The following is a 12,746-nucleotide window of genomic DNA, read 5'->3' on the forward strand; positions in this document are numbered from 1 at the left end:
ACTATTTAGTTTTTTAGTCAATACACAAAAGTAATATTATTTCGGAATCTTAAAAACTTTCGAAAGAAAAGAAAAGTACAAAGGGCCTAAAAAAAGAAAAGGTTGTCATCACGACAACCAATCTTCATTGCTAACCTTAAATCTAATACCATGAAAAACACAGTGCAAATATACAGGTTTTATGTTATTCAGCATAGTTTTACGGCAGAATATTTAAGTTTTTAGCATTATTTTAACCTGCAAATCACCCGTTTAAAGGTGATTAACAGTTCATTGCTGATTCTTTGTGTATTCATCCGCTTTTTCTTTCATCCTTTCGACACGTTTTTGTGTTTCGGGATGGCTCGAAAACAACTGGCGGAACTTGGATGATTTAGGAGCTTCCGCACTTAGTTCCAAGAGTTTATTAAGCGAATTATACATGCTATAAGGATCGATGCCGTTCGCGATACTGAACTCAAAGCCATAATCGTCCGCCGCATTCTCCTGTTTTTGCGAATACTGTGCACCGGCAAGCGTTTCTGCCAAGCTTCCCAATTGCGAATCAGTCAGCTTGGCTACCGTATTGTTGGCAGCCCCGACGGCATTCTTGGCGGCCGAAGTCAGATAAGCCTGCTTCATGGCATCTTTCGAATCCGTATGTAAAACATGGCCGATCTCATGACCGATAACAGCCAACACTTCATTATCATCCATAATCTTCATCAAGCCTCCACAAACACGCACACTGCCATCTCCACAAGCAAACGCATTCACGTCGATCACATTATACACCTTAAAATTCAAATCAAGACCTTCGACCTTGATATCTTTCGTCAGATTTGCCAAACGCTGCCCCATCTCCGTTTCCGGTCCGGCAACCTCATTATGCGTATCCATCCACTGGATATACTCGCGAGCCATAGCAGCCACGTCCTCGTCCGACAAAGTCACCGCTTTTGCCGCGTCAGATGCGGCATTCACCAACTTTTTAGTATTGATGGATTTACCACCGATCTTAAACTGAGCCGAAGCATTCAGGCTGACTCCGGCTACTAAAGCCATTGATAATAAAATAGTCCTTACTTTCATATCGTTTGTTATTGTTTTAAATAATTCTCGACCTGATTGAATGTCACATCCTTCAATACAACTTTCTTATCCTTGTCCAGCAGATAAAGAGTCGGTATTGCTTTCAGATCATAAATCTCATCATTTTTCAGACTTACCGCACTGTCATAAGAATTGATCCAGCTTGCAGGCATATAAGAAATATGGTTTTTCCAGGCCTCCAGATCCTCATCCGGATAAACAGCCAGGATTTTAAGCTTGTTGTTCCTGATCCACTCCGTCACAAGCGGAGAAGCAGTAAGCTGGTCCGTAATCTCCTTACAGGCATGGCAATCCGGATTATAGAAAAACAAGAGCAGATAATCGGCTTTCGTGTGGTACAAAGTCCCTTTCTTGCCGTCCGCCAGCGTGTACGTGAAATCCGTTGCCGGTTCTCCCACCCTGTTTTTAAGAGCCAATTCGAGCAAATGAGCCGGACGTATTTTACTTACCTCATCCAAAACCGGAGCTTCCAATACAGCTTCCAGCACATAGATATACAAAGACTCATCCCTCATGGGAGAATTCGGATCATAGAGATACTTTTCATACAGACCGGAAAAATAGACAAACATCACACTGTCGACCGACGCTTTGTTCATCATCTCCTTGATAGAAGAAGAGGCCACTTTTGCCGGAACATATTTCATCATATCGATATAATTGGAAGTCGCCTGCTCCGTAATCTCCGGGAGATGGATCAGAGCAGTATCCGTAAAATCGAACTTATCCCAATAATGTTTTACCAAATAAGCGGCACGTTCTTCCGGTTCCGTAATGACACTGGGGACAGAAACCATTTGAAAAGTACGTTCTTTCGTGTTTCCAGCTTCCGTTTTCTTCGTCTGCTGGCCGTTGCAGGCGCTAAAGATTAATGTAAAAGATAATAGGAAAAGTATTTTTATCCTCATAGTATCTTGTTTTTATTCCTGCAAAGATATGATTTATTAGCAATTAAAAAACTGGAGAAACAAATAATTAACGGTCTTATTCATAAAAGTAAGAGGTTATCCGAAAACCGGTGGGCTCATTCAGAAAAAATACCGGTGTTCTATGGATAACCTCTTACAGGCTACAGGTTAAAATTCGAGGTACCTTATATCTTTTTTATCTTATCGATAAATCAAAACAAATTATAGTTCGTCCGCAAGACTTTAAATTCCGTCCGGCGGTTTATCTGGTCTGCAATCTCCTGCTGCTCAGGCGTCAGTTTATCAATAAATTCTTCGGTCAGGACATCTCCTTCATTCAAGAAATCATAATTCTTGGCCATCTTCTTATTGATTGTTTTAGGAACGCTTTCGCCATATCCTTTCGCCTCAAGCCGGTCTTGGGCGATCCCCCCGGCAATCAGATAGTCGACGACCGACTGTGCACGCCGCTGCGCCAACCGCTCGTTATACTGCTCCGAACCTTTCCGGTCGGTATGCGCTCCTAACTCGATTGTCACGTTCGGATTGTCGTTCAACATCTTGATCATTTCATCCAACGCCTTCTTTGATTCCGGACGCAACGTCGCCTTGTCGAAATCATAGAAAATATTTTCGATCACAACAGGTTTGCTGATCGGGGAAAGGAAAAAGTCCACGATATATGTTTCGTTCTTCTCCTCTGGCCCTGTTTTCAACTCAAAATTCTGATTCAAATACCCACGCGCACTTGCCATCATCACATAACGGATATCACGTTCCAATTCAACCCTGTACTTACCGTCTTTCTTTGCCAACACTTTTTCGTTCAGTCCGTCCCTGCCGACAATACGAACCGTAGCATCTTCTATCGGGTTCTCGTCCACATCGGACACGATACCTTCGATAAAGATAGTGATAACCGGTAATTCGAAAGAATACAAATGATCATATCCACGCGCATCATTGCGGTTGGAACTAAAAAAGCCGCTTTCCTTATTTCCGGCAAACGTAATTCCAAAATCATCGCCGGCCGAATTGATCGGAGCTTTCATATTCTCGACGTTCCACTTACCCGTACTGTCCAAGGTCGCTTTGAAAATATCCAACCCTCCCATTCCCGGATGCCCGTCGGAAGCAAAATAGAGCGTTACGGAATCCCGCACGTAAGGAAACATCTCGTCACCCGGCGTATTGATATCCGGTCCCAGGTTTTCCATCGGCCCGAAATCGCTCCCCACGACACGTGCCCGAAACAGGTCTTTGCCTCCATACCCCCCTACGGCATCCGACACAAAATACAGATACTTGCCGTCCGGCGATATCGAGGGGTGACCGAGAGCCGTCACCGAATCTTTTACGATATTCGCCCTGGTTCCTTTTCCCCATTTGGCACTACTGCGGGAAGATATATAGATTTCCGAAGTACGTGGTCCTTCCGGGTCTTGTGCGCAATAGGTGTAATACATCGTATTCCCATCTTTAGAAAAAGAAGGCGTTCCCTCATCGAACTCCGTATTTACCTCATCTTCCAGTTCGACTGGAGCCTGCCAAGCTCCATTTTCATCCTGCTTGACCAAGAAGAAATCATTATTCCGCTGTCCGGTGATCGCACTGTTGGTCTCTTCCTTATCTTTCCCGGCCCCTTTAGGCGTACGGGTGGAAGCAAAATACAACTGGTCGTACTTTTCGCCATACAGCATCGGGCTGAATTCGGAACGGCGGGAGTTAAACTTATCCATCCGCTTCACCATATAGCGGGTTGGCGACTGTTTCCATTTCGCCGCTTCCTCCGAGCCCGTCACACCATTAAAGGCCAACACACTGCCCGGTTCCGCCAGCAGGTAATCGTTGTAATATTTGATTGCCTCCCCATAACGTCCGCTCTTCTGGTACATCTGCCCTAGACGGAGATTCACGATACTGTCCGGATATTTATACCTGAGCGCATTCATATAGGCGCTGGTCGCACGCGGCGTATTATTGATCAAGCGGTTACACTCCGCCATCCTAAAAGCGATATATCCACGCAGGTCACGCTTGGCAGGAGGAGTCTTCGTATATACTTTCCGGTAAATGGCCGCCGCTTCAAAATATTCACCGATACGCTGCTTTTCTTCCGCGTCGCTCAGTTTCGCCGATTTACAGGAATACAAAAAGCCTATTGCTAAAAACAAAAACAGATATGAAATTATTTTTAAATTCATTTTATGCCAAATAAGAGAGGCAAATATACAATTATCTACAGTAACTACAACGAATGCGTAATAATCTTATTGCATCAAAAGTTTGAATTAAAAAGAAATGATTATCTTTGACCAAACAATAAAACCAATTGAGCTATGCTAAATGAATTGAACATCTTAAAAGAACCGGCTAACCTTTCATCTCTGAAAGAAGCAAAGGATAAACTACTTTTTCTTGAAAAAATAGAAAAAGGCCGTTTAGAATCTTCATTCATGTTAACCAATACCAAACAAGAAGCCAAAAACAAACTATCAAAATGGTTGAAATAAAATGGACTAATTTTGCAATTCAGAACCTTAATGATATCGGAGATTACATCGAACAGCATAGTTATCGCCAAGCCTCAAAAATGGTAAACTATCTTTTTGATTCAGTTAGTATTTTAGAAACATTTCCCCTATCAGGAAGAATTGTTCCTGAATATGACACATATCATGTGCGGGAATTAATTCGTTCCAACTATAGAATTGTTTATTTAGTCCTGAATGACAAACGCATAGATATTCTTACCATTCATCATTCAGCACAACTACTACCCGATCTACCCGTTCTCTATAACAACAGCGAGCTGTCCCCGTAACTCAAAAAACGGAATTCATGCCCTAAGGCATAATCATAAATATTTTTCCAGTCTCCTTTTACAAAAGCGGATATCAGCAACAGCAACGTGCTTTTCGGCTGATGGAAGTTAGTCACAATACCACGTACGATCTTAAACTCATATCCCGGAGCGATAATAATCCGGGTAGCCGTCACCAGTTTATCCGCCTGATGCCTGTCTAAGTAATCAAGAATATTCTGCAAAGCCTCGCCAGCCGTCAGCTTGTTATTCATTTCATCATAAGGCATCCACTGCTTAACGATCAGCTCCTCGGCAGTGGCATCCGGATTCGAAGCCAATGTGCCCCCCATATAATAGAGGCTTTCAAGCGTACGGACCGAAGTCGTGCCGACTGCAATAATCTTACCGAGGTTATTCTTAATCCGTTCGATCGAACTCCGGCGTACGGAGATAAATTCCGTATGCATCTCATGTCCTTCGATCGTCTCGCTTTTCACAGGCTTGAATGTCCCGGCTCCAACATGAAGCGTCAATTCTTCCCGTCCGATCCCCCGAGCATCAATAGCAGCCAGAACTTCCGGAGTGAAATGCAGACCGGCTGTCGGAGCGGCCACCGAACCTTTTATCTTGGAATAAACCGTCTGATAGGTCTGCAAATCGCTTTTCTCGGTTTCCCGGTTCAAATAAGGTGGGATCGGCAATACGCCCGCTGCATCCAACAGGTCGGCAAACGTGCAAGTCGGATGATCCCATGTAAACTCGATGAGATGGCTATCCCCGCAGGTCTGTAATTTTTCCGCTTTCAGTATGACAGTCTCGTCGCCAAACTGCACCTCCTTCTTCAAGACCCCCTCTTTCCATTTCTTCAGGTTGCCGACCAGGCAAGTCCAGCGGCAGCATTCAGTCTGCTGGAAAACCAAAGCATAATCATGTGGCTCGACCGGTTCCAGACAGAAAATCTCGATCTTCGCACCTGTCTCTTTCTGAAACAGCAGACGTGCCTGGATCACCCGCGTATTGTTGAATACCATCAGAGATCCATCCGGCAAGTAATCCGTAATATGCTTGAATATACTCTCGCTGACTTTTCCTTCCTTATATAATAAGAGTTTCGATTCATCCCGTTTGGATAACGGGAATTTGGCGATCCGCTCGTCAGGCAGCGGATAATCAAAATCTTCGATGCGTATCTGTTGCGTCTGTGTTGTCATGACTTTTGCTATTACAGGCTCTTTTAATCGAACCGGGTTGCAAAAGTACAAATTTATAGGTAAAAAGCATCAGAAAACACGAACAAGAATCCGACCCCGGATTTATCAAAATGTCACTACCACCCCATCTAAATCGGATTAGTTATGCATGTATTTGGAATTAGTATCGCGGGTAATATTTTTTAACACTTCATTTTGCCATGCTTTGCCTTTATAAGTATAGCAAAATGATATGCTGATATTTCCTATAAAAAGCAGGGTTGGCAAATCAACCGTCCGAAACCGGATTAATCGCTGAATTTTACTACTTTTGTGGCAAATAACAAAAGTAAATCGAATTATGAGTAACATAAAAGTAGGAGACAAAGTGCGTTTCCTGAACAGCACCGGTGGAGGTGTCGTTCGTAGTTTCAAAGGAAAAGACCAGGTTTTGGTGGAAGATGAAGACGGATTCGAAGTGCCGGCGCTGATCCGCGAATGTGTAGTCGTAGGAGACAGCGAGATGCAAGTACATAGCTCCCGGCGTTCACCGCTGCCTCCCATAACACAGAGTCCTGCCCCACAACCAAAGAAACCGGCGCCTCAACCCGAAATGGAAAAAGTAACGGAGACCGTAGAGGGCGAACGGCTGAATATCTACTTGGCTTACCTCCCGATAGAGCCTGCCAAAGTGATGCAGGGAAGCGGTTACGAAACCTATTTCATCAACGACAGCAATTACTATCTGTTCTTCAATTATATGAATCGCCAAAACAACAGTTGGATCAGCCGCTATAACGGTATCGTGGAGCCGAATACACAGATTTTCCTGGAAGAATTCGGCAAAGAAGAACTGAACGACTTGGAACGTATCTGCGTGCAACTGATCGCGTTCAAAAAAGACAAACCTTATTCATTGAAGAATGCCATTTCGGTAGAACTCCATCTCGATACGGTCAAATTCTATAAGCAACACTGCTTCATGGAAAACGATTTCTTCGACGAAGATGCAATGGTCTACCCGATCGTGCGCCAGGATATCCCCGAAAAAGAGTTGCTGATTTCCGCAGCCGAATTGCAGGAAGCCATGCAGCAGAAGGTACGCGAAGACCGCCGCGCTCCCCAAACAATCGTCAAGAAGAAAGCGACAGACAGCGCTATCCTCGAAGTGGATCTGCATATCACTGAACTACTGGACAACACCAATGGGCTGAGTAACGCTGACATGCTGAACTACCAGTTGGAAAAATTCCATGAAGTGCTCTCCAAATACGCAGCCAACAAAGGACAGAAAATCGTCTTTATCCACGGAAAAGGCGACGGGGTACTGCGCAAGGCAATCGAGAAAGAACTAAAAACAAAATACAAACAACATTATTACCAAGATGCCTCCTTCCGCGAATACGGCTTCGGAGCAACGATGGTAACGATTAAATAAGTTGTCAATTATCCACTGCTCATCATGGCTACCGAAATAGAAAGAAAATTCCTTGTCACCGGTGACTTCAGCCGGCAAGTGACCTCGGCACAACGTATCGTGCAAGGGTATATCTGTTCACAACCCGGACGGACAGTACGGGTGCGCATCCGGGGGGAAGAAGGATTCCTCACGATCAAGGGCGCATCGGATGAGAAAGGGTTGAGCCGCTACGAGTTCGAACAGAAGATACCGTTAGCGGATGCGGAAGAGCTATTGAAACTATGCGAACCCGGCGCCATAGACAAAATGCGCAATCTGGTCCCGGCAGGAAAACACACTTGGGAAATCGACGTTTTTCATGGCGAGAACGAAGGGCTGATCTTAGCGGAAATAGAATTGGCTTCCGAGGACGAACCTTTTGAACGGCCCGACTGGATCGGACAAGAGGTCAGTGGAGATCGTCGTTACTATAACTCGATGTTGACAAAACATCCGTATAAACAATGGTAAGATTTATGATTTCAGATTTATGATTTATGAAGACGATAAAGCCATAAATCTGAAATCATAATTCATAATTCATAAATCATAAATCAATGAAGAGACTCATCATCTCCCTCGCGGCAGCCATCCTGTCGCTACCGGTAACAGCCGATGAAGGCATGTGGCTGTTACCCTTGCTGAAAGGACAAAAATTCCCGGAAATGCAAGCTCTGGGACTTAAATTGCAAGATTATGACATCTATAGCCCCGACTCGGCTTCCCTGAAAGATGCCGTCGTCATCTTCGGAGGCGGTTGTACGGGCGAGATCGTTTCACCGGAAGGATTGCTCCTGACCAACCATCATTGCGGCTACGGCTGCATCCAGCGTCACAGTACGCTGGAGCATGACTACCTGACAGACGGCTTTTGGGCCATGTCGCGCGATCAGGAACTTCCGAATCCCGGCATGACCGTCACTTTCATCGATAAAATAGAGGATGTGACCGACTATGTGAAAAAGGAACTGGAAAAAGACACCGATCCTAACAGCATGAATTTCCTCTCCCCTAAATTTCTGAACGGACTGGCAAAAGCAAAAGCCGGAGAAAAGTTCCTGCAGGACAATCCGGGCACGGAAGTCGAGATAAAGGCGTTCTACGGTGGTAACCAGTATTTCATGTTCACAAAGAAAATCTATTCCGATGTCCGTCTCGTAGGGGCTCCTCCCTCGTCGATCGGGAAGTTCGGCGCTGATACCGACAACTGGATGTGGCCGCGTCATACAGGCGACTTCTCCGTCTTCCGTGTCTATGCCGATGCGAACGGCAACCCGGCTCCCTACTCCGACAAGAATGTCCCGCTTCGCCCGAAACGCTGGTTCAAGATTTCATTGAAAGGCGTCCAGGAAAACGATTATGCCATGATGATGGGATTTCCCGGCCGGACCAATAAATACTATACTTCCTGGGAAGTGGCGGAACGCCGTGATATCGACAACACGGTCCGTATCCACATCCGTGATTTGCGCCAGAAAGTCATGTTAGACGAGATGTTGAAAGACCCGGCTGTCCGAATTCAGTATGCCAGCAAATATGCTGGCTCGACAAATGCTTACAAAAATGCGATCGGCAGCAACTGGGCCATCAAAAAGCGGAATTTCGAACAAGTGAAAAAGGAGGAACAGGACAAACTGATCGCCTGGTCCAACAAAATGTGCGAACCGAGCTATCCCGATGCCTTGATGGCACTCGAACAGATCGTATCGGATCGTAAAGACCTGCGTTTCCGCAGTTGGATGTTGGACGAAGCGATTCTGAGAGGGATTGAATTTACAAGCGTGCCGACTCAAACGAAGGTCCTCATAGATGCCCTGAAAGGGAAAGACAAAAAAGCCAGACAGGAACAACTCCGGTTGTTAGAACGGGCTTATCATGGATTCGCCAACAACAATTACTCAGCCGACGTAGACAAGAAAATCGCCAAAGTGATGCTGAAAGAATACCGTAGCCAGATCGATCCGAAAGCACAACCGACCTATTTCGAACTGATTGACAAGAAGTTCAAAGGAGACACGGACCGGTTCGTCGACTATCTGTTCGAGGAATCCATCTTCGGTAGTGAGGATAATTTCAATAAATTCCTCTCCCGCCCATCTGTCAAAGCGTTGGAAAACGACCCGATGATTCTTTTTGCCAAGTCTGTCCGTGCAGAAGAAACCAATCTGAAGAATGCCTTAAAAGAATTTGAAGATGGGTATGCAATGGCTCACCGTACTTATGTAAAAGGTTTGCTGGCCATGTATGGCGATCGTGCCAATTTCCCCGACGCCAACTTTACCTTACGCCTCACCTACGGACAGGTAAAAGGCTACAGCCCGCGTGACTGCGACTACTACGGTCATCAGACAACACTGGACGGTGTGATGGAAAAAGAAGATTCCACCAACTGGGAATTCGTTGTACCCACCCGCCTGAAAGAGCTGTATGCCGCCAAAGATTTCGGACGCTACAAAGCTCCCGGCGGAAAAATGCCTGTTGCTTTCAGTACAACCACTCATTCGACCGGTGGAAACTCCGGTAGCCCTGTGATGAATGCAAACGGTGAACTGATCGGAATCAATTTCGACCGCAACTGGGAAGGAGTCGGTGGCGATATCCAGTATCTCCCCGACTACCAGCGCAGCATCATTGTCGACATCCGCTACGTCCTCTTCATCATGGACAAATATGCCGGAGCGGGATATTTGCTGGATGAGATGGAGATTGAAGAATAACTTTACACCAAGAGATTCGACTGATCGTAACGCTATACGTTACATTTTGCTTTTTATAAAACAAACTGTAGGCAGCATTTTTGAAAGGGTATAGGCTATTTCCGAAAAGCCTATACCCTTTTTGCCATCCCCCTATAGCCTGCCCTCGCATAGGTCATAGGCTGTTTTTTCGCCTTTAGGCTATCTTTCTGGGGACGGAAACCCAATAAAACGACTCCCGACTACTTTTGAACAAATGTTTTCGACAACTTTATGGTTCACCATTCACCTTTTAACCACACGCTTTGTTTAACAAGGTTTATGTAAGGAGAAGGTAACTTTTTTTACCTTCACCTCTACCACTATAAACGTGATAGGCAAATGTATCTGCGAAAACTATTTGTTCCGATTGAATCATAAATCTGAAATCTTTTTACCTTTGCAATCCATAAAAAGATAAGCAATGATCGATCAACCTACCATAGACCGGATACTGGATGCTGCAAACATTGTGGACGTTGTTTCCGAATTCGTTACCCTTCGGAAACGAGGTATAAACTATGTAGGGTTGTGTCCTTTTCATAGCGACAAGTCACCCTCTTTCTATGTATCGCCGGCAAAGAATATCTGCAAATGCTTTGCTTGCGGCGAAGGAGGTACGGCTGTTCACTTCATTATGAAGCATGAGCAGCTTTCTTATTATGATGCGCTTCGCTATCTTGCCAAGAAATACAACATCGAAATACAAGAGCGAGAACTGTCGGAACGCGAAAAGCAGGTACGCAGCGACCGCGAAAGTATGCTGATCGTCAATAGCTGGGCACAGAAATACTTCACGACCCAGCTCTACGAACACCAGGAAGGCAAAGCTGCCGGCCTGCGTTACTTTGCCGAACGTGGTTTCCGCGAAGATACGATTCGTAAATTCCAGTTAGGCTACAGCCTCGACCAACGGGACGCCTTGTATAAAGCCGCGACAAAGAGCGGCTACAAAAAAGTATTTCTCGAAAAGACAGGTTTGGTGATCACCTACGACAACGGCGGGGTAAACGACCGTTTTCGCGGGCGTGTCATTTTTCCGGTCCATTCGCTCAGTGGAAAAGTCGTCGCTTTCGGAGGACGCGTCCTGAAGAAAGACGAAAAGACGGCCAAATATGTCAACTCGCCCGAAAGTGAGATTTATCATAAGAGCAATGAGCTTTACGGAATCTATTTCGCCAAACAGGCGATCGTAAAGGCTGATCGCTGCTTCTTGGTGGAAGGCTACACGGATGTGATTTCCATGCATCAGGCAGGAGTCGAGAACGTGGTTGCCTCGTCGGGTACGGCCCTCACACAGGGGCAGATCCGCCTGATACACCGCTTCACCAGCAACATCACGGTCTTGTATGACGGCGACGCAGCCGGTATCAAAGCAGCCTTGCGCGGTATCGATCTGCTATTAGAAGACGGTATGAACGTGAAAGTGGTGCTCCTCCCGGACGGAGAAGACCCGGATTCTTTCGCCCGCAAGCACAATGCGAGCCAGTTTGCCGAGTTTATCCGGCAGAACGAAACCGATTTCATCCGTTTCAAAACGCGCCTGCTATTGGATGATGCGGGAACAGACCCTATCAAACGGTCGGCACTGATCTCCGATATTATCCGGACGGTAGCCATCATCCCCGACAATATCGCCCGCTCCCTTTATATCCGGGAATGCAGTGCGATGATGGAAATAGACGAGATGCTTCTGTTGAACGAAGTAAACAAAATCCGTCTCAACAAGGGGGAAAGGCAGACAAATACTTCACCTTCCTCCATCCCAGCTACTCCTGTCAATCTCCCCGAATATCCGGATATCCCTGGTTACCAACCTTACCCGGAAGAGGCATTGACGGAACAACCACAGGAAAGTTCCCTGCCTCCTGACAATACGATCCCGCCGCCACCGCCTGAAGAATACGGTCCCGATGACGGAGGAGGCAGCATACCGCCGACAGCACCTTTCACACCGCCGGCACACATTCCGGCCGGACCGAAGCGTTCACCTTACGAGGCATACGAAATCGTCCTGCTGCGGTACATCGTACGTTATGGCGAGCGTATCCTGTTTCAATATACGGATGAAGAGACGAACGAGGAAGTCATAATCCGCGTTTCCGAATATATCCGTTCCGAGCTGGAACGCGATGACCTGACCTTTTATACTCCGCTTTTCAAGAGTATGATGGATGAGGCGGCCGACCGTTGCCAGTCCGAAGGGTTCATCGCAAACCGGTATTTCCTCGCCCATCCCGACCCGAACGTGAGCCGCCTTGCCGCCAACCTGATTAGCGAAAAGTATCAGCTTAGCAAGTATCACACCAAATACCGGGAGCTGGAACAGGAAGAAGACAAACTCGACCAGCTGGTAATCCGGGAACTGTATGCTTTCAAAGATGCCTATATCCTCTCGCAAATCAAAGAGATACAGGCGCAGATCAAGAACATGCAAAACAACGAAGACATGGAACAGGTTTTCGAGCTGATGAAAAAGCTCACACGCCTGAATGAAATAAAAAATATATTAAGTAAAGAATTGGGAGAAAGAATCATATTAAAAATGTAATGCCT

The 12,746-nt window shown here is 45.9% G+C and carries 10 protein-coding genes; 6 read left to right on the forward strand and 4 right to left on the reverse strand.

Annotated elements, in window-relative coordinates; all coding sequences use genetic code 11:
- Positions 1-270: 270 nt before the first annotated feature.
- From NQ564_RS09000 to porE, 3 genes are all read right to left on the reverse strand, one after another.
- Positions 271-1,071, reverse strand: coding sequence for a M48 family metallopeptidase (locus tag NQ564_RS09000; protein ID WP_021863213.1), 801 nt, complete (start codon positions 1,069-1,071; stop codon positions 271-273).
- Between the two features lie 8 nt (positions 1,072-1,079).
- A complete protein-coding gene (locus NQ564_RS09005; RefSeq protein ID WP_008150347.1) occupies positions 1,080-2,000 on the reverse strand; it encodes a DUF5106 domain-containing protein in 921 nt (306 codons plus the stop codon).
- Positions 2,001-2,212: 212 nt separating this feature from the next.
- A complete protein-coding gene (gene porE / locus NQ564_RS09010) occupies positions 2,213-4,204 on the reverse strand; it encodes a PorE family type IX secretion system protein (RefSeq protein ID WP_008150349.1) in 1,992 nt (663 codons plus the stop codon).
- A 135-nt stretch (positions 4,205-4,339) separates the two neighbouring features.
- Between porE and NQ564_RS09015 the strand changes: the two genes are divergently transcribed.
- Positions 4,340-4,513: a hypothetical protein gene (locus tag NQ564_RS09015; protein WP_008150351.1), complete on the forward strand. Its 174-nt coding sequence runs from the start codon at positions 4,340-4,342 to the stop codon at positions 4,511-4,513.
- The gene (locus tag NQ564_RS09020) at positions 4,501-4,824 is read left to right on the forward strand and encodes a type II toxin-antitoxin system RelE/ParE family toxin (RefSeq protein WP_008155441.1); all 324 of its coding nucleotides are present in this window, start codon (positions 4,501-4,503) and stop codon (positions 4,822-4,824) included. The genes NQ564_RS09015 and NQ564_RS09020 overlap by 13 nt, the downstream gene beginning before the upstream one ends.
- On the opposite strand, the gene NQ564_RS09025 is transcribed toward NQ564_RS09020, so the two are convergent.
- A complete protein-coding gene (locus tag NQ564_RS09025; protein WP_008150354.1) occupies positions 4,797-6,017 on the reverse strand; it encodes an S-adenosylmethionine:tRNA ribosyltransferase-isomerase in 1,221 nt (406 codons plus the stop codon). The genes NQ564_RS09020 and NQ564_RS09025 overlap by 28 nt on opposite strands.
- 340 nt (positions 6,018-6,357) lie before the next feature.
- Between NQ564_RS09025 and NQ564_RS09030 the strand changes: the two genes are divergently transcribed.
- The 4 genes from NQ564_RS09030 (at position 6,358) to dnaG (ending at position 12,741) form a co-directional block, all read left to right on the forward strand.
- Complete coding sequence (locus NQ564_RS09030; protein ID WP_129650043.1) at positions 6,358-7,434, forward strand: DUF2027 domain-containing protein; 1,077 nt, start codon at positions 6,358-6,360, stop codon at positions 7,432-7,434.
- Between the two features lie 24 nt (positions 7,435-7,458).
- Positions 7,459-7,926 (forward strand): CYTH domain-containing protein, encoded by a 468-nt coding sequence (locus tag NQ564_RS09035; protein ID WP_008150361.1) that lies wholly within the window; start codon positions 7,459-7,461, stop codon positions 7,924-7,926.
- An 86-nt stretch (positions 7,927-8,012) separates the two neighbouring features.
- The gene (locus NQ564_RS09040; RefSeq protein WP_008150362.1) at positions 8,013-10,172 is read left to right on the forward strand and encodes a S46 family peptidase; all 2,160 of its coding nucleotides are present in this window, start codon (positions 8,013-8,015) and stop codon (positions 10,170-10,172) included.
- Positions 10,173-10,614: 442 nt separating this feature from the next.
- Positions 10,615-12,741, forward strand: a complete 2,127-nt coding sequence (gene dnaG, locus NQ564_RS09045) for a DNA primase (protein WP_008150364.1) — start codon at positions 10,615-10,617, stop codon at positions 12,739-12,741.
- Positions 12,742-12,746 lie beyond the last annotated feature (5 nt).

Origin of the sequence: Parabacteroides johnsonii DSM 18315, from assembly GCF_025151045.1 — a bacterium.
Taxonomy (GTDB): Bacteria; Bacteroidota; Bacteroidia; order Bacteroidales; family Tannerellaceae; genus Parabacteroides; species Parabacteroides johnsonii.

Bases quoted from the DNA above. Each gene is read 5' to 3' on its own strand.
- NQ564_RS09000 (WP_021863213.1), bottom strand. From the start codon at position 1,071: ATGAAAGTAAGGACTATTTTATTATCAATGGCTTTAGTAGCCGGAGTC.
- NQ564_RS09005 (WP_008150347.1), bottom strand. From the start codon at position 2,000: ATGAGGATAAAAATACTTTTCCTATTATCTTTTACATTAATCTTTAGC.
- porE (WP_008150349.1), bottom strand. From the start codon at position 4,204: ATGAATTTAAAAATAATTTCATATCTGTTTTTGTTTTTAGCAATAGGC.
- NQ564_RS09015 (WP_008150351.1), top strand. From the start codon at position 4,340: ATGCTAAATGAATTGAACATCTTAAAAGAACCGGCTAACCTTTCATCT.
- NQ564_RS09020 (WP_008155441.1), top strand. From the start codon at position 4,501: ATGGTTGAAATAAAATGGACTAATTTTGCAATTCAGAACCTTAATGAT.
- NQ564_RS09025 (WP_008150354.1), bottom strand. From the start codon at position 6,017: ATGACAACACAGACGCAACAGATACGCATCGAAGATTTTGATTATCCG.
- NQ564_RS09030 (WP_129650043.1), top strand. From the start codon at position 6,358: ATGAGTAACATAAAAGTAGGAGACAAAGTGCGTTTCCTGAACAGCACC.
- NQ564_RS09035 (WP_008150361.1), top strand. From the start codon at position 7,459: ATGGCTACCGAAATAGAAAGAAAATTCCTTGTCACCGGTGACTTCAGC.
- NQ564_RS09040 (WP_008150362.1), top strand. From the start codon at position 8,013: ATGAAGAGACTCATCATCTCCCTCGCGGCAGCCATCCTGTCGCTACCG.
- dnaG (WP_008150364.1), top strand. From the start codon at position 10,615: ATGATCGATCAACCTACCATAGACCGGATACTGGATGCTGCAAACATT.